Genomic DNA, 24,393 nt, shown 5'->3' on the forward strand with positions numbered 1-24,393 from the left:
GAGGGGCAACTGGAGACGGGCTTGATCACGATCGATCTTGAGGTTAAGCAGCTGGCAGAGGCGCTGGGCCTGGAGGCCAGCCTGCTGGCGCCGGCTCTCTCTCAGGTTACGGCCACTTTCGAGATCCGACGGCGCGGCGTGGAGGCCCGGATCATCGTCGGTAAGACGCATCCGGCCGCGGACCCGGCCTTGTTGCGCGGCCTGGCAAAAGGCCATAGATGGGCCGCGGCCTTAAAAGCTGGTGCATCCCTCTGCGAGATCGCCCGACAAGAGCGTGTGACGGAGGCCTACATCAGGCCAAGGATCAGGCTCGCCTTCCTGTCGCCCCGCATCCAGAGCGCCATTCTGGAAGGACGCCAGCCGGTGGATCTGACACTGGAGCGTCTGGTGCGCCTGCGGCTCCCGCTAGCCTGGACTGCGCAGGAGCGCCTGCTGGGGTTCGAGGTCCCTCGAGCAAAGCCATAGCATCGGGTGGGGGGGGGTAAAAGATGTCGCAGGCGACAGCAGCCTATCGCATGCATTGGGTCAGCAAGACCGGCCGCAAGGACTGGTGCGAAACACCCTTGAGCGCTTTGATCAACGATTCGGATGAGGAAGATCCCCCAATCATCGCAAACGCGACCTGCCAGGATTTCGCTAGGGGCAGGCGCAAATCCCGTTCCCTGTTTTTCCTGAACGGTTTCCCTGTTCGTCAAAAACCTTTCCCTGTTCCCCTAATTTAAATTCCCTGTTCTGTCTGGAACAGGGAAATGCCCTATAACCCGCTGGAATCAGGTCCATATTCATGGCCAAAATTCGCAGAAACCGGCCAAAAGGCCCTCAAAAAACGAAAATTCCCTGTTAATTCCCTGTAAAGCAGGGAAGCCCCCTAAAACCGAACCGCCTCAAAGAGCCTGCTGAGACTCGGGCTATATTTTCGGCTGATCTGGGGGCTGCGGTGCGTCTCTGATAGGGCAGCCCCAAGGTAACTCGCGGAAAACACGCGGTAATTCAGAGCCTTTCCGAAGCCTACGAGAGAGACGGGGGTGAGTGGCGGTGCTGTCAGACCAATTCGAACTAGTCTCAGTATACTGCATCCAAGGCGAGCGTCAGGCAGCGAAAAGACCGCGCCACTCGGAGAGAGCGGCCGCACAGCTTAGCTTGAAGTTGGCTCGAAAGGAAAGGCTGCGTTCTGTATTGAAGAGGTTATAGACGGAGGCGTGGACGGCGACGAATTGCTGCAAACTTCGCATTCGTCTGAAGCGGGCCATTGCTCGTTCCCGTCTTCGAAAGGGCAGGTGTGAGTTCTCTGCTCGGTTGTTCAGCCATCGGCCACACTCCTGGCAATCTGCAGCCCCTATTTCCCTGAGCGCAGCGCCGTACGAACGCAGCCGATCTGTCACGATAACCTCGGGCCGGCCGTGCTTGCGCATTGCTTTCCTCAGGAATTTCAACGCAGCTTTCGTATCCCGCTTCTTCGTTACGAAGCTTTCCAGAACCTCACCCTCGTGATCCACGGCGCGCCATAGATAATGTATCTCGCCATTGATCTTCACGAAGACCTCGTCCAGATGCCACCGCCAGAGGCTTGACCGCAGGCGTTGGATCCGTCGCTTACGGATCTCAGAGGCGAACATTGGGCCGAAGCGCTGCCACCAGAAACGCAATGTCTCGTGGCTGATATCGATGCCACGTTCGTGGAGAAGATCCTCTACATTCCGAAGCGAGAGTGGGAAGCGAATATACATCATGACCGCTAGGCGGATGATCTCGGGCGATGTCTTGAAGTAGCGAAAGGGGTTTCGTTTGGTCATGGCCGGACGCTACGAAATCGCCCGACCTTGCTCAAGGCGATTTGCTCTGACAATGCCCCCTCTTGAGTTTGCAGAGACAAGGCAAGCAAGCCACTTTGCCTATTGAACCGCCTGCATGCGTCCCGTGTGGCGGTCGACTTCGATCTTCCGAACCAACGAGCCGTCCTTGGTCACGATTTCGGTAACGATGGTATCGGCGTCTTGTTCCGTAATCTTTCCGACTTTCAGGTTCGGGTTTCCGGCCCAGTCGACACGATGTTCCATCATGTGCTTGACCTCGTCGGTGGTCAGGTCGCGCCGCAAAGGCTGCATCTGCCCGTATCCGTATCCGCCCATCATCGGCATCTGATCCATCATTCCTTGGCCCATCATCGGCATGTGCCCCTGACCCATCATGCCCTGTCCCATCATCGGCATGTGCCCCTGACCCATCATGCCCTGGTGGCCCATCATCGGCATCTGTCCTTGGCCGCTGCCCTGGGAGTCGGGATCGTGCGCGATAGCCGACGCGACAACCGATACGGTAAAAACGCCTGCCAAAGCCAAGCCGGTTAAATTCATTGTCAGTCTCATGGTGTCGCCCTTTCATTGATGCGGCGTAAAAACATCGCTTTCGTGGAATTTAGGTCAGTTGTGGAATACGTACATTGATCTAGGTCAAAGTCTTGTAAGATTGTGTCCCAGGATGCGCACTGACACGCTAACTACTCACTTTGAGCCGGCTCACACACGAAGCGACGCCATTCAAGCTGCGTAGCATGCAGACTCCCAGACCAAGAAGGCTTCGTTGCGAAGTGTTTTGTAGCTTGATCGGTTGAGGAGGTGACGTTGGCAGTTGAAGGTGTTGTAGATGGCTGAATGGATGGAAAGGAAACGCTGAGCGGAACCAAAACCTGGTGACTTGAAGCCTTGTTGCTATCGCTCTCGCCTTCGAATGGGTTGATGAGAGTTCACCGCTCTATTATTGGCTCTAAGCCCGCGATCATGCCGCGCTGACAGGCCAAGACCGACGAAGCATCCTGCGATCTCGGCCAGAGCGGCCAGTGGATAGACAAGTGCGGCCGGCACCTCAGGCGCCGATCTCGCTATGGTCGGTTAGGCATTCGGAATGGTCGCGCAACACCTCCAGCACGCGGCAATCCGCCGTTCGGCCGCCAGCGCAGTCTTGTACCATACGTTTCAGTTCGGCACGCAGTGCTTCCAATCGGGCAAGCCGCTGCTCGACCTGCTTCAACTGCCGCCGGGCGATGGCGTCGGCCTCATGGCATGGCCGGTTCGGATGGTCCGACAGGCCGAGAAGCTCGCGGATCGCCGCCAGCGTGAATCCCAATTGCCGAGCATGTCGGATGAAGGACAGCCGGTCGAGATCGGCATCGCCATAGCGGCGCTGCCCGCCTTCGGTGCGGCCCGGGTCCGGCATCAATCCGATCTGTTCATAGTACCGGACGGTCTGAACCTTGGTTCCGGTCTTCTGCGCTAGCGTGCCGATCGTCAGCATGGATCCTCCTGAAACATACAGCATTTGTAGGTTTTCGGGAGCTGGAGGGCAAGACTGCGACATCGTGCACAGGTCAGGGCCGCTGAACCCGAACAGCGGAAAATTGCTTGAACCTCCAGTAGCTATAGGATGTAAGCACGCCGATAAGCACGATCCCATTCAGGCACACACTTTGAAACTTACCCCGTTACAGAAGGGCCTTTGGGCGCTAGCAGGCAAATCCACCGAACGAAAGGATCTGACCGCACGCAACCCTTCACAGCGCATGGTCGCCTGCCATGCGGCGGAGATCGAGGGCTACATCGTCGATGGCCATGTGCCCGCCGCCGAAAATCGCCGCCTGCTGGAGGTGCGCCCAGATGCCGTCGGTCTCGCCGTTCCCGACATGCCGCTCGGATCTCCGGGCATGGATCAGGTTCGTAGAGCAGAAGCCTATGACGTGTTTCTGATCCGGAACGACGGTACGACCGAGATCTTCGCGAGCTATCCCGGATAGCGATGACCTTGAAGCATTTCAGACGAACCACGGGCATTGGACTTTTTGCAGCGACTGTCGCCCTGGCGGTCGACCAGTTCAGCAAGGTACTTGTCGTGCTCTCAGCAGATAAGCTGTCAGCCGGCGTGCCGGTCTTCCCCGGTTTCAACCTCGTCTTTCTGCGCAACGACGGCGTGAGCTTCGGTATGTTCGGCGGGTCGGCGCCATGGCTGCTGGTTGCGCTCGCGCTGTCGATCTGCTGCTGGCTCATGGTGGTGATGCTGCGCACCCGGAACCAATTCGAAGCAGTGGGCTGCGGGCTAGTCATTGGCGGTGCGCTCGGCAACGTCGTCGACCGGCTGCGTCATGGCGCGGTCACGGACTTTCTCGATCTTTACGTGGGCATTTGGCACTGGCCGGCCTTCAATCTCGCGGATACTTTCATTTTCTGCGGGGTCGCGGCGCTTCTTCTTGCGGGTCCGCTTGAAGCGCGTCTCGGGCAGGGGCGGTCCTGAGCCTTGGTGTCGGTCGTCGACCTCTGCGGATCCAAGACGGCCGGTCTTGCCGCAAGGCTTGCCCTTGCGTTTGGGGCCGGGGCAGCGTCCGTCCTGACCCTGCCACCGTTTTCCCTGCTCGCCCTGCTTCCTATCGCCTGGTCGAGCCTATTCGCCTGTCTCGTGAACATTAGGCCGCGCAGGGCTTTCCTGGCGGGATTTGCCTTTGGCCTCAGCAATTTCGGTTTGGGTCTCTCATGAATCGCCGAAAGCTTTTATGTGGATGCGGCGCGCTTCGGCGTACTGGTGCTTCCCGCCGTCGCCGGTCTCTCGACCGGCCTTGCGGTGTATTCTGCACTCGCCGCTTTCGTGTTCGCACGCCTGTCACGGCATTTCGGCCCGGGCCTTCCTGCCGCGCATGGTCGAGAGTCGAGGCACCTTCTCACCGGGACGCGGGCCGCGCACACTGGCATTGGCCGGAGTACCGCCGGTCGCCCCCCGGCCATTTGCTACGAGATCAGCTTTCCCTGGCCATGTGATCGACGGGGTGTACCGGCCCGACTGGATCTTCAACACCACTAATGACGCTTGGTTCGGCACCACTTTTGGTCCCGAACAGCATCTTGCCGTGGCGCGGATGCGAGCGGTGGAGGAAGGAATGTCAGTGATCCGAGCGGCAATCCGGCATCTCCGCGGTTATCAACGCGCACGGGGACGTGATTCGGCGGCTCGATCTCGACCGCGCAGGTACCGAACTGCCACGCGCATTGCCCCAGACGCTCTACGCCTGGGTCGGCGATCTGGTGCTGCCGTTGCTGATCTTCTCGGTATGGCTGGGCGTCGTGGTCGGCGCCCACGCCTAAGCGATCCCGTCGCGCGAATCAATGGCCGTCGGCTAGTGCTCCTGCAGCCACGCGGTCGCCAATGCCGTCGCCTCCTATGGGAGGCGGGGCATCCGGGTCCGCTGCATTCAGCAAGCGCAGGGCGTTGGCCACGACGAGCAGCGACACGCCCACGTCGGCGGCGATCGCGCCCCACATCGAGGCCATGCCGAAAGCAGTCAGCCCAACAAAAAGCGCCTTCGTCGCCAGCGAGAGCCCGATGTTCTGGCGGATGATGCCGATTGTGCGGCGCGAGTGGCCGATGAGCCAGGGAACCTTGCCGATGTCATCGGTCATCAGCGCGATGTCCGCCGTCTCGATGGCGGCGTCCGAGCCAACCGCGCCCATGGCGATGCCGTAATGCGCCCGCGCCATGGCGGGGGCGTCGTTCACCCCGTCGCCGATCATCGCCACTATGTCGTGCGACGCGACCAACTCCTCGATTGCCGCGACCTTGTCCTCGGGCAGAAGCTCGGCGCGCACCTCGTCGATACCGACCTCGGCGGCGACTGCGTGCGCGGTGCGTTCGTTGTCACCGGTCAGCATGATGATGGTCTTCACGCCCTGTGCGTGCAGCCGCGCCACGATGCCCTTGGCGTCAGGGCGAATGCGGTCGCGCAATTCGAGCACGCCGAGTACCCCGCCTTCATCGCCCACCACGACCATGGTCGTGCCGGCGCCCTCGATCCGCTCGCGCAGGTTGGAGGGGATCGCTTCGGCAAACCCCTTCTCGGCGGCGAATCGGTCGGAGCCGAGCCAGACCGCGCGGCCCCGGAACCGGCCTTCGAGGCCGCGGCCCGGCACAGTGCGGGTACCTTCAGCGGCGGTCACTTGCGGACCGGCGCGGTCCAGAATGGCGCGCGCCAGCGGGTGCGAGGAGCGTGCCTCGAGCGATGCAGCGATGGCGAGCAGATCGGCCTCCGCCGTGCCTCCGAGCGGATGCACGGCGGCTACCTCGGGCTTGCCTTCCGTGATCGTACCGGTCTTGTCGAGTGCTAGCGCCGTGGTGCGCGCCGGTGCCTCGACATAGGCGCCACCCTTTATCAGCACGCCGCCCCGCGCCGAGGCGGTGAGCGCCGCGACGATGGAAACCGGTGTCGAGATCACCAGCGCGCAGGGGCAGGCGATGACCAGAAGCACCAGCGCGTTGTAGAACCAGAAGCCCCAGGCCCCGCCCGCGATGAGCGGCGGCATTAGCGCGATGGCGATCGCAAGCGCCATCACGGCGGGGGTGTAGACACGGGCAAACCGCGTCACCCATTGCTCCACCTCGGCGCGACGGGAATGCGCGTCGCCTACCATGCGGACAATCTTCGCGAGCACCGTGTCCGACGCGGGCTTCGTGGCCCGCACCGTCAGCGTGCCCTCGCCGTTGATCGTGCCGGCATAGACGGCGTCGCCCGGCTCCTTGGGGACAAGCGCGCTCTCGCCCGTGATCGGCGCCTGATCGACCGCGCCCGTGCCGTCCGTCACCTCGCCGTCGAGTGGGATGCGATCGCCACCGCGTACGACAAATCGGTTGCCCACTGCAACCCGTTCGGCTGGCACGACCGCCTCGGTCCCGTCGTCGCGGATCACCCGCGCTGTGGGCGGTGCAAGATCGAGCAATGCCGATACGGCATTGCGTGCCCGTCCCACGCTCCAGCCTTCCAAATAAAGAGAGAGTGCGAAGAAGAAGGCCACGGTCGCCGCCTCGAAGAACTCGCCCAGCCCAATCGCACCCGCGACTGCGACAACCATCAAGAGGTTCATGTCGGGCGAAACCTTGCGGGCCGATGACCACGCCTTGGGCGCGACCAGCCAGACACCGAACAGGATCGCCAGGCCGAACAACGCCGCCTCGGCCAGCGGCATCGCCGCCTCGCCGTGTCCCGCGAAAAGCCCGAGCGCGCCACCCAAGCCCGTCTCGACGATGTGATAAAGGAATCCCGCCGCCCAGAAGCCACCGCTCAGCGCCGTGAACCGTCCCTGCCGCCGCAGATGCGCGGCCCGGTCCGCCTCGGCATTGTCCCTATCCCATGGACGGGCGCTCATGCCAGTGCTCGCGACTGCCTCAACAATCTGGTCCTCGGAGACATCGTCAGCAGTGTCGAGCACCGCCATCCGCCCGTTGATGACATCGAAGGCTAAATGCTCCGAGCCGCCGACCACCGGCCCCACTATCCGGTTGAGGATAGCCACTTCCTCGGCGCAATCCAGACCGCTGACCTGGAAACTGCGTCCCCTGTTTGGGCCGGTGCTCGCCGGCGCGGGATCGTCGCAGCAGATGCGAGCGGGTTCCTGTTCCGTCTGCGGATGCATGTTGCCGTTGTGGCAGTCAGGATGGTCAAATGTATCAGGCGGCATGGCAAAGACCCTCAGGTTACTTAGGTCCTCGAAAGATAGTTCCTACATCAACTAGAGGTTCAAGAGGCAATGTGACGGGGCTTTCTCCGGGATATGCGGCACACCCGCGCCTAGTCCCCTCAGCGCAATGTCAATAGCGTCTTACCGAGGTTGGTTTCATCCCGGGAGATCAGCCGTTGGCTTCGAGACGTGACAGATCAGTTAGCTATTCATAGCCCGACTGAGGCTACGTCGAAGCCTGGAACCTCTGAAAATCTCACCAGGGAGAAGCTGTTGCTGTGGCCTAGCCAATCCGTCCTAGCACTGGGAAAGCACCCAATAACCAGTAGGAGAAGGCCGATAATCGACCAGTCATCATTGCAAAACCCATGGCGATCATGACAACGCCCGCAAACATTTGAAGCCATCGGCCCACCTGTCCGATCATTCGGACCCTTCGAAGCAAGCGGTCGGTAAAGGCAGCGGCAAGCAGGAACGGTATCCCTAAACCCGCCGAGTAGACCGCCAGCATGACGATCCCTTCCGATATAGTCGAGGCGGCGGCGGTCGCGGTCAGGATCGCTCCCAAGATTGGCCCTATACAGGGAGTCCAGCCGAAACCGAAGGCAAGCCCCAGGATGTAGGCGGAAAAGGGCTTGCCACCAGGAATGTTTAGGTGGAACCGCCAATCACGCTGAATCGCACTGATCCTAACCATTCCGATCATCAGCAGGCCAAACAGTATGACAATGACGCCGCCCGCGATGTTGAGTTCGTAGCGATAGCTCAACATCAATTGACCAAGCGCTGTGGCGCTGGCGCCAAGTATCATGAACACCGTCGAGAAACCGAGCACGAAGTAGAGGCTGAGAAGGATCGCAACAAAGCGCCCGACAGGCCGAGCCCGATGTGCATGACCCGGTGCGGTCTGCCCGGCCACATAGGAAACATAACCCGGCACCAAAGGCAGCACGCAGGGCGAAACAAAGGAGATCACGCCTGCCAAGAAGGTGGCAAGGACTCCTATTCCTAGAAAATCAGGCATGACTAGTTGCTCGATTGTACTGCGCCCTACAGGGCAGGGTTGCCCACCAGTAGGCAACCACAGGGATGAGTATCCACTGCAGCATTGGCGTGAGTCCGGCGTCGAGGTAGGGCACAATCGGCATGATGTCACGATAGGCCCAGGCCTCTCGGATCACGATGTTGAGCCACTCACTGAAGATCGTATAACCGAGACCAAAACAGACTGTCAGCCATAAGACACGACGGTCATTGCCGTATGGCCAACGATGATCGCCCACCAGTAACAATGCGAGCATAATCGATGCCAGGGCAATCAGAATGTCACCGCCCGTACAGTGGACTGCGGCAAAGACGATTTCCTGCAACGTCCCGGTTTCCCAGAGTGTGTAGAGCGGAATGTGGGCAAACTCCCAAATGAGATTTGCTACCGCGACGAAAGTCATATAGCGGCGCAATACCCAAAGCCAGGCACTGTCCGTTAATCTAGAAGGCCCACGCAGGCCATTCGATCTTTTGAACAGACGGATCATTTAGAACCAACTCCTAACTTTCTCCCACCAATTTTCATCTGGCTTCTCTTGGGGGCCGTAAGCCTTGTTGATCAGTCCGTTCACGTAGAGCACAAAATTCACGGAATCAAAACGCAGTCCGTAGAAATTGGCAGCCCAATGGCCATCGGTGTCGATAACGTGGGTTACGATGCTATGGGTCTGGTATCCCCCATCGTTCGGCGTGAATTTATGACCGAACTCCTGGGCCAGTTGCCGCGTCGCGTCCTCGCTCTGCCCAAGTTTCCTGGTCAGGAATACCCAATTGGTGTCCTCAAGCCCATGGATTGCGCCGTAGCTTCCTATAACCTCTGGCGTATCGTTCTCAGGGTCGGTTGTGATGGTGACGAATTGTACCACGTCTTTCATTGGGGAGGCATTGATCTTCGCCTGGATGTCGGCAATTTTTTCGGAATGCAGCGGGCAGACATCTGGACAGCTGGCGTAGATGAAATTCAGCACGACGACTTTCCCAGACAGGGCTTTGATTCCCACGCGATTGCCCTCTGAATCCTGTAGTTCGAAGGTAGGTGCGGGTTTGTCGATCGCCTGGAAATAGGTTTCCTTGTCACCGATGATCTTATTGAGATCGGCTCCTGCGTCATGCGCGAATGCCGATAGCGCGCCGCCAAACACAGTGACTGCGACTATGAGAATCGAAAATACGGCCTTCAGGTATGCCATGTTATTTCTCCGGAGTGCCCCTTGCCGGCAATGACACCGGCAAGGGGATTGCTGGACTGGCTAACTCTTGTCGTCCGGTGTCCCGAAAGCCTTTGGAGTACTATCCATGTGATCGGCCATTGCGGCCATCATCTCGTTACAGCGCTCCATCATTGGCCCCATCTGCTGCATCATCTTCATCATGTCCATCATCCCGGACATTCCGTCGCCCATCTTCTCGTCACCCATCATGCCGTTCTCCTGCATGTGGGAGAGTTGCGAGGGTGTCTTTCCTGCATCGTCCGATGGGCCAGCGGCGAATGCGACTGACGTCGCCGCTAAGAGAGCAATTGCAAGGGGGATCACTTTCATAGTTACAAACATCCTTAATCTCCTTTCAGGGAGGTTCTGGTTGTGGCCCCTAGTTGGGGCCGTTGCTGCTGGTCGGCAGGTCGTGGCGGCTCAGCAAGGGATGCGGAGCCTGCGGAGCAGGTGTTCTTGGAACTACCTTTCATGCAGAGGCCCAAGGCACACATGGCCGCGCAGGGCAAAACAGCCAGAAGGATGGGCGCGGCTCCGACAGCCGTAAGCCAGCCCCAGTTCAAAGCTGAGCCTGTCGCGATGGCAGTTCCTCCAATAAGAATGATGGCGCGCGGTTTTGTTAACCAAGGGGGCAAGGACAGCTTGTTGATGGCACTATCCAAAGTCATTTCTGACCACCTTTCATTTGCTGGCTAATGGTTGATTTGATGAAACTTATCATCTCGGGAGAATCCCACTCGGTGGCGCCAATCAGGCGACCCAACTCCTGTCCCTTTGTGTCTATGAGCAACGTTGCAGGAAGTCCGAAGACCTTGAGATCGCGCGCCGCGGCACCGCTATCGTCTACGAAGACTCTCAGGTTCCGAATGTTGATTTCGCGGTAGAACTCTTCGACGACCTTTATACCCGCCCGATCAATGGAGAGGGCGACAACTTCGAAGCTGTCGCTCCCCAACTCTTTCTGGACCTTATCGAGAGTTGGCATTTCCTCACGACAAGGTACACACCATGTTGCCCAGATGTTGAGCAGCACGAGTTTCCCTTTCCAATTTCTGAGAGAGACTGTTGCTCCTTCACTATCGGCGAAGGATATTTCCGGCAGGGCCCTTGGCTTTTCATGGAGTGGTATAAGTGGCTCACCTTGCGCCATTGCGGTCTCGGCTGACCCAATGAGCATTAGCATGGCCAACAGGATTTGCCTCATGATGCTGGCTCCCTTTTCACGCCTCGCAGGCGATCGACGAGGGGTAGGACCGTCTCCTTTAAGATTGATTCTGTAACTGGCCCGACATGTTTGTAGGCGATGCGACCGTCGGCACCGACAACATAGGTTTCGGGCACGCCGTAGACACCCCACTCGATGGCGACACGGCCATTCAGATCGGCACCGGTCCTGCCGTAAGGATCCCCCAAAGTGTCAAGCCAGGCCGCAGCATCGGCAGGCCGATCCTTGTAGTTGAGACCGTGGACCGGCACCCTTCCTTGCTGGGCAAGATCCATAAAAAGAGGATGTTCCTGGCGACAGGCCGTGCACCAGGACGCGAAGACGTTGACCAGAGAGACCTCGCCGTGCAGGTCGTAACTGGATAGTCCGAGAACTCGCCTTTGCACTGGCGGTAGCACAAACTCAGGCACCAGTTTGCCGACCATCGTGGAGGGAATTGTCCCCGGGGCTCTCGTCAACCCCCAAACGAAGGCAAAGCCGAGTCCCACAAAAGCAACAACCGGGATGAGCATGATCAACCGCTTGCCAGTGATTGCCAACTTGGTGCGACCAGCGTTGTCCGTAGGTGTGTCAACCATCGCTCTGAATTCCGCAGTGGGCAAAAAAGAGCAACTTGACAAGCGCTGCGATACCCAGCACGAGCAGAACGATGACCAGGAGCCAAGTCAGCCCCATGGCCCCCATCATGCTCCCCATGCGTTCCATCATGCCGTCGGACATATTCATTTTTATCGCCTCCATTAGGGTTTGCGCCGTCTATTGATGGCTACTCGACCGCGTAGACTTGGGGCTGTTCTTTCCCGACCTCATAGATCGTGAAGGGCTCACTCTTCTGTCCTCCCATACCCGGGGAGCCCATCGGCATGCCCGGTAGCGTAATACCCTTTATCTCGGGCCTTTCATCGAGCAGCTTCCTCAAAGTGTTCACGGGAACATGTCCGCTCACGATATAGCCCTCGACAAAGGCAAGGTGGCAGCCCTGAAAATCGTCGGGTATGCCGGCATCTCGACTCATGGCAACCAGTTCATGGGTCGGATTTACTTCGACAGTAAAATCGTTGGCGCGGAGATAGTCCGCGTAGCCCTCACAGCAACCGCATTGAGGGTTCTTGAAAAGCTTGACCTCCTGCGCTTCCACTTTTGAGGTTTGTAGGAAATAAGTGACTCCGGTGATGGTTAGCGCGGCTATCGTGCCGAAGATCATCAATCGCTTTCGCATGGTTTGCTCCTTTCTTGAAATGTGTTTGGTCAGGCAACGCGGATGACACCCATCATGCCGCCAGCCATGTGTTCTAAGATGTGACAGTGGAACATCCAGTCGCCCGGGTTGTCGGCGACGAGGGCGATATCGACGCGTTCTTTGGGGGCCATCAGCACCGTGTCTTGCCACTCTCGGTGCGTTGTCGGCGTACCGTTTCTTGAGATGACCCGGAAAGAATGGCCGTGGAAATGGATAGGATGGTGCCAGGCTGTCGCGTTCGTCATGGCGATAACATGGCTGCGGTTTTGCTCTAGCGTGAGCATTGGCTCGAGGATATGGCCCTCCGCCGCTACGCCGTTGATAAACCAGATATTTCCGCTATGCATGCCGCCCATCATTGACCCCATGCCACCCATCATGCCGGTGGGGCTGCTGTCACCCATGCTACCGCCCATCTCCTGCATGACCATGCCGCCCATCATGCCGCCGTTGAAGACGACCCTATGGCGGATGGCGTTGTTCAAATCGGGTTCCGGTATTGGGTTCGCCGGCAGTTCAAGCGGCCAGTCCGGTGGCTGCGACCTCAAGGGCTGATTGCTATAGGCAAGATCGACCAGGCGGTACTCGAGATCTTTGTAGAAGCGATCAATAACGGTGGTGCTCTGGTTTGCCTCGCCCTTCATGTCGAGCACTACATCAGCGCGCATTGCCGGCCCGAGTACGATCAACCCTCGATCTGGTGCATGGGGTGTAACCGGTTGCCCATCGAGCGCGACAACAATGGGTTCGTGATTCTGAAAATCGAGCCCAAAGATGCGAGCGTTTGCCGCGTTGATGAGACGCAAGCGGATGCGCTCACCCTTGTGAACAGTGAACCTGTCAGGCACGCGTCCATTGATCGTGACGCTGTTTCCGATCCTGCCGCTATGGCTTATGTCGTGTGCGTTGCCGAAGTCATCGCTGATGGCGGCAGAAGGGGTGAGGCGCCAGTCATCGAGCACCCAGGTAACCTCCCTGTCGACCTGCAGCGGTTCCCTTTCCTCTATGATCAAAGGGCCATAGAGGCCGCGGCCAACTTGTTCGAAGCCACGCTGGTGCGGGTGATACCAGAAGGTCCCGGCATCGACGGCGTCAAACTCGTATAGGAACTCTCCACCAGGCTCTATGGGGGGCTGTGTCAGATCGGGCACGCCATCCATTCCATTGGGCACCCGGACGCCGTGCCAGTGCACGGTTGTTTGTTCATCTAATGCATTATCGACGATGACCTGAAGTCGGTCACCCTGACGCACTCTGATCTCGGGTCCCGGAACGCTACCGTTGTAGCACCAGACAGCGGTTTCACCAGCCGGTTCGGGCGCAAGGCGAACGCTCGCCTGTCCCGCCTTCAAGCGGACCTGTGTTGTTGTTTTAGCGCTCGACTTCGAGATGTGTGGCCCGGATATGGCGAATCCCGCGGATATCAGAGCCGCCGATTTGAGAAATCCCCGGCGTGTGATCGCCGGGACTATCTTGCTGGACATTTTTTGTTTTCCTGATGGCCAGACATCCGAAATGCAGATGCCGGGCACAGAACGCTTTTGCATGCAGAGCGGTCGATTTCTGACCCTGCGGCGAACGGCATTCTGGCGTAATGTGCCGAACAGGGTCCGGCTTACGTCAGATCAGGAAAAATTTCGGGGAGGGTCAGGATCGTTGTGCGCTGATCGTCCAATGAGAATGCTGTTAAGGATTGGCAAATTTTGGTGAGCAATTTGCGCAACCAAATCGACTTCCTTAACCAGGATCGCTGTCATAGACGTGGTGCAGACCATGTCGCAGGTGGGCGTTACATCTTCCTTGCCACTCCGATCACAGGCTTGGCAATCCACGCTCATCATGCCGCTCGAGTCAGTCGTGGCCATCTTCGCAGCCATGGAAGAGATTCCAGCCGCATGCACGACTGTGCTGACCGCGAAAGCAACCAGAAGAACCAAAATTCCGATACGAGCACGTGACCACATGGAAATTAGATAAGATACTTGTAGGGGTTTGTCTAGAGACAGTTCGTCGCAACTAGGCGCAATGGCCCAAGCTTTCGATTAAAACGACCGTAGGGCGCGCAAAAACCAGGTGCTGTGGATTAAGGTTTCTATCCAACCGCCCTTCCAACCCGTGCCTATTATCTAATACCAGAGGCAAACTGAAATCTTCTATTGGCACTGGCCGTGTATTGTTTTCTCAAATTTTCGAGGCGCTGCAGTTCAACCTGAGAGGGACGGTTGTTGACCAACTCGGGTCCAGACTTCAGAGGGTCAATTGAATGCCCATTGATACGCATCTCGAAATGGAGATTAGGTCCGGTGGCAGTGCCGTCCAGGCCCTCACACAGCAAAGCGCGCTTATCCCCTGTCACGACCTCTTGACTCCGTACCATACTACGAAGTGCATGATTGGCGAGGAGGTTAAGCGATGTCGCGATTCACTATCAGTCGCGCCGCTAAAGCGGCCAACGTAAATGTCGAGACCATACGCTTCTACGAGCGCAAAGGACTGATCGAGCAGCCTCCCAAACCCAGCGGTGGGGGCTCTCGGGAATATGACGACAAGACCGTATCCCGTATCCGCTTCGTGCGCCAAGCACAGGAGATCGGATTCTCATTGCGTGAAGTTGGCGACCTGCTTTCGCTTCGCGCCGACCCCGATGCCGACTGCGCCGATGTACGCAGGCGCGCAATCGAGAAGAAGGACGAAGTCCAGGCCAAACTCGATCAGCTTTCGCATATGCGTGATGCCCTCGACGAGTTGATCGCGAGCTGCCCGGGCGGCGGAGATGTCAAGGCGTGCACCATTCTCGAGGCCATGGAGCGGGGCACGCAGGGTTCGGTACCGTATCGCCAGGCGAAGGAAAACCATCAAGGGAAGACGCTGAAATGATGAAAACAACGGTTCTGAGTGTCAACGGAATGCATTGCGATGGCTGTGCACAAACGATCGAGGCCCTGCTCAGTCGGGTGCCCGGCGTGAGAAAGGCCGAGGCGTCCTACGAGGGTCGCCGTGCCCGCATCCTGCATGATCAAGAGCAAGCGCCGGTACGCAATCTCATTGCGGCGATCGCCAAGGGCGGTTTCGAAGTGAAAGCCGCCGTGGGATGATCGAACTGAGTTTCATGGGCCTTGTCGCCATTCCTGCCGGACTTGGCTTGATCGGGCCGCGCCACTCGGAGAGAGCGGCGGCGCGGTTCAGCTTGAATATGGTACGAGAGGAAAGGCTGCGTTCTGTGTTGAAGTGGTTGTAGACGGAGGCATGGATGGCGGTGAATTGCTGCAAACTTCGCATCTGCCTGAAGCGAAGCATCGCGCGCTCTCGTCGTCGGAAGGGCAGATGTGAGTTCTCTGCTCGGTTGTTCAGCCAGCGGCCACATACCTGGCGATTGATGTTGCCGACCTCTTTCATAGCGGCCCCGTAGGATCTCAGCCGGTCGGTCACAATGATCTTAGGCTGGCCATGCTTACGCATTGCTTTCCTTAGGAATTTCAACGCAGCTTTCTTATCTCGTCTCTTTGTCACAAAGCTTTCAAGAACCTCGCCCTCGTGATCCACGGCGCGCCATAGGTAATGTATCTCGCCGTTGATCTTCACAAACACCTCGTCCAAGTGCCATCGCCAGAGGCTTGACCGCAGGCGTTGGATCCGGCGCTTGCGGATTTCGTTAGCGAACATTGGGCCAAAGCGGCTCCACCAGAAGCGCACCGTTTCATGGCTGATATCGATCCCGCGCTCGTGAAGGAGGTCCTCTACATTCCGAAGTGAGAGTGGAAACCGAATATACATCATAACAGCCAGGCGGATGATATCGGGGCTGGTTTTGAAGTATCGGAATGGGCTGCGTTTTGTCATGAGCGCAGGGTAGGGGGCAGCACAAGTTCTCTCAACCCAAGTTCTTCTGACAATCCCTCACGAAGACCTTGTCCAGGTGCCATCGCCAGCGGCTTGACCGCATGCTTTGGATCCGTCGCTTGCGGATCTCGGCAGCGAACATCGGTCCAAAGCGGCTCCACCAGAAACGCACTGTCTCGTGGCTGATATCGATCCCGCGCTCATGAAGGAGATCCTCCACATTCCGAAGTGAGAGTGGGAAGCGAATATACATCATGACCGCTAGGCGGATGATCTCGGGCGACGTCTTGAAGTAGCGAAAGGGGCTTCGTTTGGTCATGTGCGCAAGGGTAGGGGGCCGCACAAGTTCTCTCAACCCAAGTTCTTCTGACACTGCCACCGTGACAGTATTGCCAAGGCAACCAGACTGCGCCTCGTAGATGGTTCTGCCTTCGCCGTTGACAGATAGACTGCGTGATGGTCGAGTTAAAATTAGTGATGGGATTGCAGCGCAACCATTGGTGGGACATTCAGTCGTCGGCCAAACGGCGACGCTGGATATCCCATTCTACAAACGCTGACATCGGACTGGGCCTCCAGGCGCAGCGCCCTTCCACCCTTGAGAGATCATACGGACCAGCATGCCAGATACCAGAAAATCCGCTAACAAGGCGCCGACGATCAAGGATGTAGCCCGTGTTTCCGAGGTTTCGGTTGGCACAGTTTCCAAAGTCATCAACAAGGATGCAACTGTCCGCGAAGCTCTGCGAGAAAGAGTCATACGCGCGATCGAGGAACTTGGTTTTCAGCCGAATGCGTTGGCTCAAGGAATGCGGCGGAGCGGCACCGGTATCATTGGCTGTACTATTTCGGATATCACGCATCCTATCATAGCCACGATGGTCAGTTCGGCGGAAATGGTGCTCAGCGACGCTGGTTACGGCATGGTGCTGACCAGCCACCGCGATCAGCTACGCCACGAGCACCGACTGTTCGAGTTCCTCAGGCAACGGCGGGTCGACGGCCTGATCGGGACTGTGGTTTACGATGATTCGCAAACGGTTCCGGATATTCTGAGAAACGCGCGAATTCCTATCGCCCTAATGGAGCGGCAGTTCGGGGATTGGTTTGATTCCGTGGTCAGCGATCAAGAACGCGGTTGTTATCTTCTAACCAAGCATCTGCTCGATCTCGGTCACAGACGGATCGGGATACTGACACCGCCGCACCAGTCGCGACCGGGGCGGGACCGCATCCGGGGCTTTCATCGCGCACACGCCGATTTTGGTCTCAGCGCCGACACCTTGCTGATCAAGGATCGAGAAAATCGCGTTGATACGGGTTTTCGCGACTCTTACGCGATGCTAACGCAGGCACATCGACCTTCCGCCATAATCATTTCTGTGAATGAATTGCCCGGTGTCGTCCAGGCGGCAAACATGTGCGAGCTTTCGATCCCACATGATGTGTCAATAGCAGCCTGCGGCGATTCCGATCTTGCCGCAATGATCAAGCCCGCTGTTACCTGCTTTCGGTGGGATGCCGCCAAGATCGGTCGCTACGCGGCCGAGCTTTTGATTTCTCGCCTGCGAAACAACTCAGATCGGCCGGTGCAACAAATTGTCCTCGAAACCGAAGTTGTCCTGCGGGATTCTTGCGCTCCGCCAGCTCGCGGGAAGAAGTCGTCTCAGGCTTTCTGATCCAGGACCGCGACATCGTCCTCAATCGGGATCTGCAGCACATCGTTGAGGCGATTGAGACCGATACCAAAAGTAATCCTAAACGTCAGTTCGACAATTTGGGCATCGTCAAAGTGTTGACGGAGCCTGTCAAACATCGCATCGCGGATACGGTGATGGTCCCGGAACAGGGCGATGGTGTACTCGACGATCACCTTTTGCGCATCGTCGAGTTCGGGATGATCCTCGTAATCAAGCAAATTTTCGACGCCTTCCGCGGTAAGCTTGGCCTCCGACATCAACATAGGTGTGTGGTGAGATACGCAGTAGGTGCAGAGGTTCAGCTTTGATACCGCGACCAACGCAACCTCGAGATACTTGCGCGGCACGACTTCTTCCTCACGAATCTCAAGCATCATTTTAAAAATACTGTTGAGGATTGGAGGGCGGTGCGCCAGAACGGCGATCTGATTGGCAAATGATCCGTAGTTTAGCCCTTGATCATAGACCTTGAGGGCATTGGGTGAGACTTCATGTCGTTGCAGAAGCTTTACGCGGGCCATGGTCTTCTCCTGTTTGGTCGTCGTAGTTGAATTCGCTATGCGGTCGATCGGTTTCCATAGATATCGAGGATCAACCGGTCGGTGAAGCGAGCAATTCCGGCATTCGCGGAGATTCCGGCACGCTCCGCCTCGGCAAAGAAATTGAGACAAAGGCTATGAAGCGCATCAATTTTGCGTTCAGCGTCGAAACTCGCCTGCCCGGCGCGGATCGCCGCGACGGTAATAACGCCACCCGAGTTCGATAGGTAATCGGGCACGAAGAGGATTGAGCGCTCTGCAAGGCGCTCTCCGTGGCGCGGTTCGGCAAGGAGATTGTTCGCCCCCCCGCAGATAACCTTCGCGCGTATTTTGTCGATCGTCAGGTCATTCACCACTTCGCCGAGAGCGCAAGGAGCCAGGACATCGACGTCTTGGAAAAGGAGGGCTTCGGGATCGACAGCCGTGGCACCGAGCTCGGTAACAGCGCGGACCACCCTTTCGCCCACAATGTCTGAGACCACCAGATGTGCACCGGCGTCGCGAAGCAGTCGGCAGAGATTGTAGCCGACATCACCGAGCCCTTGCACGGCGACGGAAGTGCCCTCCAAGCTGTCGCGTCCGAGTCTATGGGTTACCGCCGCACGCAGGCATACCAGGATTCCCAAAGCCGTCCCGGGCGAGGGGTCCTGTCCAGGCAGGCCTACGACATGCGTCGTCTCCTGCGCGATAAAGGTAAGATCCTCGGCCACGATGCCAATGTCTTCGGCGCAGAAGTAACGTCCGCCGAAGGATTCGACGACACGTCCGAAGGCGCGGAGCAAGGCTTCGGTCTTATCCTTCCGAGGGTCGCCAATAATGACCGACTTTGCGCTTCCGATCCTGATCCCCGATACAGCAAGTTTGTATGTCATAGCGCGGCTGAGGCGTAGTGCGTCTGCGACCGCCGCTTCCTCGCTCGGATAGGGCCACATGCGGATTCCCCCACCGGAGGGCGCGGCGGGGAGGCGACGGTGGAAGGCAATGATCGCCTTCAGTCCTGATTCCTGATCGTTGAAAAAGTGCAACTCCTCGTGCCCATCAAAATCCACTGCTTTAAATATGCTCATATGTCCCCGCCTTTCAGATTCGCTTGAAGGATGGAATGAATAGGGCAGGTCATCCGTTAAGCCGCGCCACCTTGTTGTTTGCCTTGACTGGTCGCCTCACTGTCGAAACCCGCTGGCCAGGGAAAGGCTTGGCGTAGCGCTATGTCGCGTCGGGAAACCTGATTGATGCTGTTCCAACCGCCATGAGCGAGCGCCCTTGCCAACTCGTCTTTGAGAATGTCAAAGACCCGGGTGACGCCGGCTTCGCCCCCCGCTCCCAGGCCCCATAGATAGGGGCGGCCGATAAGGCAGCAGCGTGCGCCAAGCGCGAGGCATTTCAGAACGTCGCTACCGCGGCGAATGCCGCCGTCAACAATAACCGGCACCCGATCGTCCACGGCCTCGACGATTCTTGGCAAAACCTCGACCGTTGCTGGTTCTGTGTCGAGTTGCCGACCACCGTGATTTGAAACCATTACCGCATCGACACCGACTTCTATGGCGAGCCTTGCGTCGTCAGGGTGCATGATCCCCTTGATAACCAAAGGGCCTGACCAATGCTGCCGCAGCCATTCTAGGTCTCGCCACTGCACCGTTGGGTCAATCAAACCGTTAAGCCACTCGCCAATGTCCAACAGGCCCGAGCTCCCATAGCCCTCGAAGTTTGGAAAGGATATGCGTGGCTGGCTTGCCATCTGACGCAGCCAGCCGAACCGTCGCATCATATCGAGACCGCTGGAGATGGTGAGGCTAGGCGGAACGGTGAAACCATTCCGCAGATCTCTAAAACGCTTGCCGGGTGCTGGAACGTCAACCGTGACGACGAGCGCTTTGTAGCCAGCCGCTTCAGCGCGGGCTGCGAGGTCAAGCGTGACACCGCGATCCTTGTAAATAAACTGCTGAAACCACTTTGGCCCGGGTGATGACTGGGCGATCTCCTCCATACTGAGGCTCGATGCGGCGCTTACGACCATTACGCTGCCGGCCGCAGAGGCGGCGCGTGCGACAGCTGCCTCCCCGCGCGGCCAAACGATGCCGGTGAAGCCAGTTGGCGTCACGAGCACCGGCATGGCCAAGCGGTCACTGAAGATCTCCACTCCAGTATCGCAATCTGGAGTTGGCCGCAACATGTGTGGCAACAGAGCAATCTCGGCGAATGCCCTCACGTTCTGTGTGGCTGTGATTTCTTGGTCGGCGGCGCCGTCGATGTAATCGAAGACCACACGCGGTAAGCGCCGTTGCGCACGCGAGCGGAGATCGGCAATGCTGTAGGCATTGTTCACCGATCTTGCCCACCTAGTGGAACGCTCAGATGGCAATCGATATCTCCGTTGCTGGAAGGCCAATGCGGTTGCACCGTGCCAAACGGCGCCCTATCCACTGCATAACGCGACATCTTTCGACTGAATTATCAAATATGAAACGTTATTATATCGAGATAATTTTTTCAAGAAAGAAGGAAATAGAATCTCCTTCAAAAGGCCATTGCACAACAAATTAATTTATGAGAATCTTCTATGAAACGTTCTCATATTATAGTAATTTCATGGCCGAGGGGGGAGCCTTGCCTGTGGGGGAAGTTGCAACCTACGAACTGCGTTTTGGTGCCATTGCGTCTGCAACGGGGCGTCGACATCGCTTCTGCGCGCGGAATCGGTGGCTGCGGTCCGCAATCATTCGATTTAAGCACGGTTCAACCAATTGCATCGCGCCAATTACCACGCGGGGGGAGACGTAATGGCCGAGCTCATTGGGCAGATGATTGCGGGAATTACCTACGGTCTGATTCTGCTCCTGATTTCTCTCGGGCTAACGGTGGTTTTCGGAATCGGGCGGGTCGTGAACTTCGCGCATGGCGCGTTTTACGCTTTGGGTGCTTTCGTCGGTGTTTCCCTGGCTCCTTATCTTGGCCTTTTTGGCGCCATGATCGTGGCGCCGTTGGTTGTCGCGGCACTCGCAATATTTCTCGACCATCTGGTGATCCATAAGGTTCGTCATCACTCAGAGCTGATGACGTTCATCCTGACTTACGGTCTGCTGTTAATTTTGACCAACCTGACCAGGGAAGTTTGGGGAACCAACAGCCAATACATCGACATTCCGCAATCCCTTCAGGGTTTCTGGGAAATCTTGGGCGTCCGTATCGGCCGCTATCAATTGGCGGCTGGAGGTATTGCCCTGGCAGTCGCTGTCGGATTGCTTACAATTCTTTACCGCACAGAGATTGGGCTCAAGTTTCGCGCTTCCTCCGAGGACCCGGACGTAGCCGCATTCATCGGAATTGATGTCGAGCGCATGTTCCGGGTCGTCTTCGCAACGGGGAGTGGGCTTGCAGCCTTTGCCGGTGTGGTCAGCGTGCCACTGTACTCCGCCGTAGTAGGCATGGAAGAGATCGTCATCTACACCTTTGTCATCGTCATAGTCGGCGGCTTGGGCAGCCTGCGCGGTACCGTGCTGGCTGCCCTCCTGGTTGGCGTACTTACTTCGGTAGGTTCCGCTTACGTAGCGGCCTGGTCGAACATGTTGGTATTTCTGCTGATGCTGGTTGTGCTGATCCTCGAGCCACGCGGCATCTTCCGCGAAGGAAGGGTGCTGATATGACCGCGCTTGAAGCCATGAAGCGGACGCGCGAGCCCGGTGGACTGCTGGGGTTGCCGATGCCTTACCTCGTCGCCGTTTCTGTGACATTAATCCTGATGCTGGCGCCGGCATTTAATCCGTCGAGCGGGACTATATCCCTGCTTTGTCTCGTGGTGGTCTATGGCATTGCCGTGATGAGTCTTGATTACGTCTTCGGTTACGGCGGCATGATGAGCTTCGGCCACGCAGCTCTGTTCGCATTTGGCGCCTACATGGGCGGCTTCGTCTTGCTACACCTCAACACGGAAATCCTTATTGGGCTACCGTTGGCCGCGCTAGCCACTGCTCTGCTCGGCGCCTTCTGGGGCATCCTGCTTGGTCGATTGGAAGGTGTTGCTTTCGCGATGGGCACTCTGGCGTTGGCATCTAGCGTACGCTTCCTTTTTATTCAGCTCCGCGACATCACCGGCGGAACTGATGGCTTGGTTGCCCTGCCGCTCGCGGAATTCTTCGGCATGCCCATCCGTACCGGCGCACTTTACTATGTCAGCGTCCTTATCGCCTTTGCCATCTTCTTGATCCTAAAGCAGGTCGTGCGCACCCGCTACGGTTTGTCCTTGCAGGCGGTCCGCGACAACCCTCAAAGGGCCGAAGCAGCAGGGATCAATGTCTATGGTCACCGAGTGGTAGCGATGGGCATCAGCGGCGCGGTGGCGGGGGTCGCGGGAGCGCTCTTCGTCTATCTGCAAGGCGCGATCGATCCGAGTCAGGCCCATTGGGTACTTTCAGGCCACTTCATGATCCAGCTGCTCATGGGCGGGCCTGGAACGCTGATCGGACCCTTCATCGCCGCACTCTTTATGACTTACCTGCAGCATTGGCTATCCGGTGTGATTGCTCACTGGGAGCTAATCCTCGGGACGCTCGTAGTGCTCTTCGTCTACTTCACCCCGCGGGGCGTCGTCCCCGGAATCATCGAGTTTGCCGGCTGGTACCGGCGGAGGAGGCGCACGTGAACAAAGTAGTGCTCTCCGGCAGCAATCTTTCGAAGAGTTTTGGCGGCGTACATGCAGTGCGCAGGGTATCGCTCGAACTCGGCCCCGACGCACCGGTCACCACCATCATTGGGCCGAACGGTGCCGGTAAGACAACCCTGCTCAACCTGCTCTGCGGTGCAATACCGCTTGATGAAGGCAAGGTAGAGTTCAAGGGTGCAGACATCACCGGTGTCCGGATGCGTCAGCGGATGAAAATGGGGATCGCCCGCACCTTCCAGCACACAGGTATCTTCGGGCGCTTAACACCTCGCGAGCACTTTTTTCTGATGGCGCGTAACCTGGGGCCGGGCAGCAAGTGGCATTCCATCGAGCAGTTTCTTGATATCTTCAATCTCGAGACTTTCGCCGACGTTCAGGCTGAGAGCCTCAATCACGTTAGCCAGCGATTGCTCGAGATCGGAATGATCGTGTCGGCTTCTCCGTCGGTCCTCATGCTGGATGAACCGACAGCGGGAATGGATTTGGCGGAAACCGCCCAGATTGCCTCTGTGATACGAGAGCTCCGCGGCATCATGCAGGTTATGATCATTGAGCACGACATCGACTTCGTACTCGATATTTCCGACCGCATCATCGTGCTCGACCAGGGTGCGGTGATAGCAAGCGGCCTGCCGGACGAAATTCAGCGGGATGACGTCGTCGCGGCCGCATATATGCGTCGGGGGCACAGATGATAGAGGTTCGTAACCTGTGCGCATGGTACGGCCAAGTACCGGTCTTGCATGATCTTTCCTTTGATGTGCCAGTCGGAAGCTCGCTTGCGATCCTCGGCCGAAATGGCATGGGAAAAACCTCTCTTTTGCGCTGTCTGATTGGCTCCGAGTCGCCTTTTTGGACCGGCGACATCCAGGTCAAAGGCGAAGCGGTCCGAATTGGCAAACCACACGCCGTCGTGGCCCGGGGGTATGCTTACGTGCCCGAAGGCCGTGGCTTATTCCGCAGTTTGACGGTGGCTGAAAACCTTCGCGTAGCTCGCCGTCAGATCGCCAAACCGAACTGGACGCTTGAGCGGATTCACGAAATGTTTCCGGTTCTTAAGGAGCGAGCGACACAGGTCGCCGGAACGCTTAGCGGCGGCCAGCAGCAGATGCTAGCGCTGGGTCGGGCGCTGGCAAACGAGCCGGACATACTCGTTCTCGACGAACCATCCCTCGGGTTGGCGCCTGCGATCATCGGCGACCTCGAGCAATCCCTGATCGATGTCTCAGCGTCGGGCGTGACCATGATTACCGTCGAGCAGCACCTGAATTTTGCACTGACTGTCAGCAGCCAGGCGATGGTGCTGGAAAAGGGCCGCATTACCGGTATCCATTCCTCAGCGGATCTGAGGGCCAATCCGGATTTCGCGGAATCGATACTTAGCCTGGGTACTCGGAAGTCACCGAGCCCGGATCCCACTCCAATCTCATAGGGAGATTCT

At 57.9% G+C, this 24,393-nt stretch carries 28 protein-coding genes and 3 pseudogenes; 11 read left to right on the forward strand and 20 right to left on the reverse strand.

Features of this window, described 5'->3' with window-relative positions; genetic code table 11:
- The coding region (locus tag ABIE63_RS16670; RefSeq protein WP_354506292.1) for a hypothetical protein at positions 1-465 on the forward strand (465 nt) is incomplete at its 5' end.
- Positions 466-1,088: 623 nt separating this feature from the next.
- On the opposite strand, the gene ABIE63_RS16675 is transcribed toward ABIE63_RS16670, so the two are convergent.
- From ABIE63_RS16675 to ABIE63_RS16690, 4 genes and pseudogenes are all read right to left on the reverse strand, one after another.
- Positions 1,089-1,793: an IS6 family transposase gene (locus tag ABIE63_RS16675; RefSeq protein WP_354506295.1), complete on the reverse strand. Its 705-nt coding sequence runs from the start codon at positions 1,791-1,793 to the stop codon at positions 1,089-1,091.
- A 99-nt stretch (positions 1,794-1,892) separates the two neighbouring features.
- Positions 1,893-2,366, reverse strand: coding sequence for a hypothetical protein (locus ABIE63_RS16680; protein WP_354506298.1), 474 nt, complete (start codon positions 2,364-2,366; stop codon positions 1,893-1,895).
- Positions 2,367-2,537: 171 nt separating this feature from the next.
- Positions 2,538-2,798: pseudogene (locus tag ABIE63_RS16685) on the reverse strand (IS6 family transposase); the annotation flags it as partial.
- A 64-nt stretch (positions 2,799-2,862) separates the two neighbouring features.
- A complete protein-coding gene (locus ABIE63_RS16690; protein ID WP_297780390.1) occupies positions 2,863-3,291 on the reverse strand; it encodes a helix-turn-helix domain-containing protein in 429 nt (142 codons plus the stop codon).
- A 253-nt stretch (positions 3,292-3,544) separates the two neighbouring features.
- Here ABIE63_RS16690 and ABIE63_RS16695 point away from each other — a divergent pair.
- The 3 genes and pseudogenes from ABIE63_RS16695 to ABIE63_RS16705 form a co-directional block, all read left to right on the forward strand.
- Positions 3,545-3,787: pseudogene (locus ABIE63_RS16695) on the forward strand (DUF411 domain-containing protein); the annotation flags it as partial.
- A 2-nt stretch (positions 3,788-3,789) separates the two neighbouring features.
- Positions 3,790-4,281 (forward strand): signal peptidase II, encoded by a 492-nt coding sequence (gene lspA, locus ABIE63_RS16700; RefSeq protein ID WP_297780387.1) that lies wholly within the window; start codon positions 3,790-3,792, stop codon positions 4,279-4,281.
- Positions 4,282-4,976: 695 nt separating this feature from the next.
- Entirely contained in the window at positions 4,977-5,123 is a 147-nt protein-coding gene (locus ABIE63_RS16705; RefSeq protein WP_297780384.1) for a hypothetical protein, read from the forward strand.
- A gap of 18 nt (positions 5,124-5,141) precedes the next feature.
- Here ABIE63_RS16705 and ABIE63_RS16710 read toward each other — a convergent pair whose 3' ends face one another.
- From ABIE63_RS16710 to ABIE63_RS16760, 11 genes are all read right to left on the reverse strand, one after another.
- A complete protein-coding gene (locus ABIE63_RS16710) occupies positions 5,142-7,487 on the reverse strand; it encodes a cation-translocating P-type ATPase (RefSeq protein ID WP_354506303.1) in 2,346 nt (781 codons plus the stop codon).
- Between the two features lie 283 nt (positions 7,488-7,770).
- Entirely contained in the window at positions 7,771-8,511 is a 741-nt protein-coding gene (locus ABIE63_RS16715; RefSeq protein ID WP_354506305.1) for a cytochrome c biogenesis protein CcdA, read from the reverse strand.
- Positions 8,504-9,022, reverse strand: coding sequence for a hypothetical protein (locus ABIE63_RS16720; protein ID WP_297780377.1), 519 nt, complete (start codon positions 9,020-9,022; stop codon positions 8,504-8,506). Before ABIE63_RS16720 ends, ABIE63_RS16715 begins: the two co-directional genes overlap by 8 nt.
- On the reverse strand, positions 9,023-9,724 hold the full coding sequence (locus tag ABIE63_RS16725; RefSeq protein ID WP_354506308.1) for an SCO family protein: 702 nt from the start codon (positions 9,722-9,724) through the stop codon (positions 9,023-9,025).
- A 60-nt stretch (positions 9,725-9,784) separates the two neighbouring features.
- The gene (locus tag ABIE63_RS16730; RefSeq protein WP_354506311.1) at positions 9,785-10,075 is read right to left on the reverse strand and encodes a hypothetical protein; all 291 of its coding nucleotides are present in this window, start codon (positions 10,073-10,075) and stop codon (positions 9,785-9,787) included.
- 334 nt (positions 10,076-10,409) lie between these two features.
- A complete protein-coding gene (locus ABIE63_RS16735; protein WP_354506314.1) occupies positions 10,410-10,949 on the reverse strand; it encodes a TlpA disulfide reductase family protein in 540 nt (179 codons plus the stop codon).
- On the reverse strand, positions 10,946-11,548 hold the full coding sequence (locus ABIE63_RS16740) for a DsbE family thiol:disulfide interchange protein (RefSeq protein WP_354506317.1): 603 nt from the start codon (positions 11,546-11,548) through the stop codon (positions 10,946-10,948). Before ABIE63_RS16740 ends, ABIE63_RS16735 begins: the two co-directional genes overlap by 4 nt.
- Complete coding sequence (locus ABIE63_RS16745; RefSeq protein WP_354506320.1) at positions 11,541-11,696, reverse strand: hypothetical protein; 156 nt, start codon at positions 11,694-11,696, stop codon at positions 11,541-11,543. The genes ABIE63_RS16740 and ABIE63_RS16745 overlap by 8 nt, the downstream gene beginning before the upstream one ends.
- Positions 11,697-11,736: 40 nt before the next feature.
- Entirely contained in the window at positions 11,737-12,189 is a 453-nt protein-coding gene (locus ABIE63_RS16750) for a DUF411 domain-containing protein (protein WP_354506323.1), read from the reverse strand.
- A gap of 29 nt (positions 12,190-12,218) precedes the next feature.
- Complete coding sequence (locus tag ABIE63_RS16755) at positions 12,219-13,694, reverse strand: multicopper oxidase family protein (protein ID WP_354506326.1); 1,476 nt, start codon at positions 13,692-13,694, stop codon at positions 12,219-12,221.
- 141 nt (positions 13,695-13,835) lie between these two features.
- The gene (locus ABIE63_RS16760; protein WP_354506329.1) at positions 13,836-14,087 is read right to left on the reverse strand and encodes a hypothetical protein; all 252 of its coding nucleotides are present in this window, start codon (positions 14,085-14,087) and stop codon (positions 13,836-13,838) included.
- Between the two features lie 535 nt (positions 14,088-14,622).
- Here ABIE63_RS16760 and ABIE63_RS16765 point away from each other — a divergent pair.
- Entirely contained in the window at positions 14,623-15,087 is a 465-nt protein-coding gene (locus ABIE63_RS16765; protein ID WP_354506332.1) for a MerR family DNA-binding protein, read from the forward strand.
- Entirely contained in the window at positions 15,084-15,305 is a 222-nt protein-coding gene (locus ABIE63_RS16770) for a heavy-metal-associated domain-containing protein (protein WP_354506335.1), read from the forward strand. Before ABIE63_RS16765 ends, ABIE63_RS16770 begins: the two co-directional genes overlap by 4 nt.
- A gap of 58 nt (positions 15,306-15,363) precedes the next feature.
- Here ABIE63_RS16770 and ABIE63_RS16775 read toward each other — a convergent pair.
- Both ABIE63_RS16775 and ABIE63_RS16780 read right to left on the reverse strand, forming a co-directional pair.
- A pseudogene (locus tag ABIE63_RS16775) lies at positions 15,364-16,050 on the reverse strand (IS6 family transposase); the annotation flags it as partial.
- A gap of 31 nt (positions 16,051-16,081) precedes the next feature.
- A complete protein-coding gene (locus tag ABIE63_RS16780; protein ID WP_354506337.1) occupies positions 16,082-16,369 on the reverse strand; it encodes a hypothetical protein in 288 nt (95 codons plus the stop codon).
- Positions 16,370-16,670: 301 nt separating this feature from the next.
- On the opposite strand from ABIE63_RS16780, the gene ABIE63_RS16785 reads away from it, so the two are divergent.
- Positions 16,671-17,729 carry a LacI family DNA-binding transcriptional regulator gene (locus ABIE63_RS16785; protein ID WP_354506340.1) on the forward strand — a complete coding sequence of 353 codons (1,059 nt, stop codon included), beginning with the start codon at positions 16,671-16,673 and terminating at the stop codon, positions 17,727-17,729.
- Here ABIE63_RS16785 and ABIE63_RS16790 read toward each other — a convergent pair.
- The 3 genes from ABIE63_RS16790 to ABIE63_RS16800 are packed head-to-tail and all read right to left on the reverse strand — an operon-like array spanning position 17,717 to position 20,618.
- Positions 17,717-18,271: a carboxymuconolactone decarboxylase family protein gene (locus tag ABIE63_RS16790; RefSeq protein ID WP_354506343.1), complete on the reverse strand. Its 555-nt coding sequence runs from the start codon at positions 18,269-18,271 to the stop codon at positions 17,717-17,719. The genes ABIE63_RS16785 and ABIE63_RS16790 overlap by 13 nt on opposite strands.
- A gap of 35 nt (positions 18,272-18,306) precedes the next feature.
- Positions 18,307-19,356, reverse strand: coding sequence for a Glu/Leu/Phe/Val dehydrogenase dimerization domain-containing protein (locus tag ABIE63_RS16795; protein ID WP_354506346.1), 1,050 nt, complete (start codon positions 19,354-19,356; stop codon positions 18,307-18,309).
- A gap of 56 nt (positions 19,357-19,412) precedes the next feature.
- Positions 19,413-20,618, reverse strand: coding sequence for an alpha-hydroxy acid oxidase (locus ABIE63_RS16800; RefSeq protein WP_354506349.1), 1,206 nt, complete (start codon positions 20,616-20,618; stop codon positions 19,413-19,415).
- A gap of 454 nt (positions 20,619-21,072) precedes the next feature.
- On the opposite strand from ABIE63_RS16800, the gene ABIE63_RS16805 reads away from it, so the two are divergent.
- The 4 genes from ABIE63_RS16805 to ABIE63_RS16820 are packed head-to-tail and all read left to right on the forward strand — an operon-like array spanning position 21,073 to position 24,384.
- Positions 21,073-21,936 (forward strand): branched-chain amino acid ABC transporter permease, encoded by an 864-nt coding sequence (locus tag ABIE63_RS16805; protein ID WP_354506352.1) that lies wholly within the window; start codon positions 21,073-21,075, stop codon positions 21,934-21,936.
- Positions 21,933-22,931, forward strand: a complete 999-nt coding sequence (locus ABIE63_RS16810; protein WP_354506355.1) for a branched-chain amino acid ABC transporter permease — start codon at positions 21,933-21,935, stop codon at positions 22,929-22,931. Before ABIE63_RS16805 ends, ABIE63_RS16810 begins: the two co-directional genes overlap by 4 nt.
- Positions 22,928-23,647 carry an ATP-binding cassette domain-containing protein gene (locus ABIE63_RS16815; RefSeq protein WP_354506357.1) on the forward strand — a complete coding sequence of 240 codons (720 nt, stop codon included), beginning with the start codon at positions 22,928-22,930 and terminating at the stop codon, positions 23,645-23,647. The genes ABIE63_RS16810 and ABIE63_RS16815 overlap by 4 nt, the downstream gene beginning before the upstream one ends.
- Entirely contained in the window at positions 23,644-24,384 is a 741-nt protein-coding gene (locus ABIE63_RS16820) for an ABC transporter ATP-binding protein (protein WP_354506360.1), read from the forward strand. Before ABIE63_RS16815 ends, ABIE63_RS16820 begins: the two co-directional genes overlap by 4 nt.
- Positions 24,385-24,393 lie beyond the last annotated feature (9 nt).

It is taken from the genome of Limibacillus sp. MBR-115, from assembly GCF_040549425.1.
GTDB classification, from domain to species: domain Bacteria; phylum Pseudomonadota; class Alphaproteobacteria; order Kiloniellales; family CECT-8803; genus Limibacillus; species Limibacillus halophilus.

Bases quoted from the DNA above. Each gene is read 5' to 3' on its own strand.
- ABIE63_RS16675 (WP_354506295.1), bottom strand. From the start codon at position 1,793: ATGACCAAACGAAACCCCTTTCGCTACTTCAAGACATCGCCCGAGATC.
- ABIE63_RS16680 (WP_354506298.1), bottom strand. From the start codon at position 2,366: ATGAGACTGACAATGAATTTAACCGGCTTGGCTTTGGCAGGCGTTTTT.
- ABIE63_RS16690 (WP_297780390.1), bottom strand. From the start codon at position 3,291: ATGCTGACGATCGGCACGCTAGCGCAGAAGACCGGAACCAAGGTTCAG.
- lspA (WP_297780387.1), top strand. From the start codon at position 3,790: ATGACCTTGAAGCATTTCAGACGAACCACGGGCATTGGACTTTTTGCA.
- ABIE63_RS16710 (WP_354506303.1), bottom strand. From the start codon at position 7,487: ATGCCGCCTGATACATTTGACCATCCTGACTGCCACAACGGCAACATG.
- ABIE63_RS16715 (WP_354506305.1), bottom strand. From the start codon at position 8,511: ATGCCTGATTTTCTAGGAATAGGAGTCCTTGCCACCTTCTTGGCAGGC.
- ABIE63_RS16720 (WP_297780377.1), bottom strand. From the start codon at position 9,022: ATGATCCGTCTGTTCAAAAGATCGAATGGCCTGCGTGGGCCTTCTAGA.
- ABIE63_RS16725 (WP_354506308.1), bottom strand. From the start codon at position 9,724: ATGGCATACCTGAAGGCCGTATTTTCGATTCTCATAGTCGCAGTCACT.
- ABIE63_RS16730 (WP_354506311.1), bottom strand. From the start codon at position 10,075: ATGAAAGTGATCCCCCTTGCAATTGCTCTCTTAGCGGCGACGTCAGTC.
- ABIE63_RS16735 (WP_354506314.1), bottom strand. From the start codon at position 10,949: ATGAGGCAAATCCTGTTGGCCATGCTAATGCTCATTGGGTCAGCCGAG.
- ABIE63_RS16740 (WP_354506317.1), bottom strand. From the start codon at position 11,548: ATGGTTGACACACCTACGGACAACGCTGGTCGCACCAAGTTGGCAATC.
- ABIE63_RS16745 (WP_354506320.1), bottom strand. From the start codon at position 11,696: ATGAATATGTCCGACGGCATGATGGAACGCATGGGGAGCATGATGGGG.
- ABIE63_RS16750 (WP_354506323.1), bottom strand. From the start codon at position 12,189: ATGCGAAAGCGATTGATGATCTTCGGCACGATAGCCGCGCTAACCATC.
- ABIE63_RS16755 (WP_354506326.1), bottom strand. From the start codon at position 13,694: ATGTCCAGCAAGATAGTCCCGGCGATCACACGCCGGGGATTTCTCAAA.
- ABIE63_RS16760 (WP_354506329.1), bottom strand. From the start codon at position 14,087: ATGGCTGCGAAGATGGCCACGACTGACTCGAGCGGCATGATGAGCGTG.
- ABIE63_RS16765 (WP_354506332.1), top strand. From the start codon at position 14,623: ATGTCGCGATTCACTATCAGTCGCGCCGCTAAAGCGGCCAACGTAAAT.
- ABIE63_RS16770 (WP_354506335.1), top strand. From the start codon at position 15,084: ATGATGAAAACAACGGTTCTGAGTGTCAACGGAATGCATTGCGATGGC.
- ABIE63_RS16780 (WP_354506337.1), bottom strand. From the start codon at position 16,369: ATGACCAAACGAAGCCCCTTTCGCTACTTCAAGACGTCGCCCGAGATC.
- ABIE63_RS16785 (WP_354506340.1), top strand. From the start codon at position 16,671: ATGCCAGATACCAGAAAATCCGCTAACAAGGCGCCGACGATCAAGGAT.
- ABIE63_RS16790 (WP_354506343.1), bottom strand. From the start codon at position 18,271: ATGGCCCGCGTAAAGCTTCTGCAACGACATGAAGTCTCACCCAATGCC.
- ABIE63_RS16795 (WP_354506346.1), bottom strand. From the start codon at position 19,356: ATGAGCATATTTAAAGCAGTGGATTTTGATGGGCACGAGGAGTTGCAC.
- ABIE63_RS16805 (WP_354506352.1), top strand. From the start codon at position 21,073: ATGGCCGAGCTCATTGGGCAGATGATTGCGGGAATTACCTACGGTCTG.
- ABIE63_RS16810 (WP_354506355.1), top strand. From the start codon at position 21,933: ATGACCGCGCTTGAAGCCATGAAGCGGACGCGCGAGCCCGGTGGACTG.
- ABIE63_RS16820 (WP_354506360.1), top strand. From the start codon at position 23,644: ATGATAGAGGTTCGTAACCTGTGCGCATGGTACGGCCAAGTACCGGTC.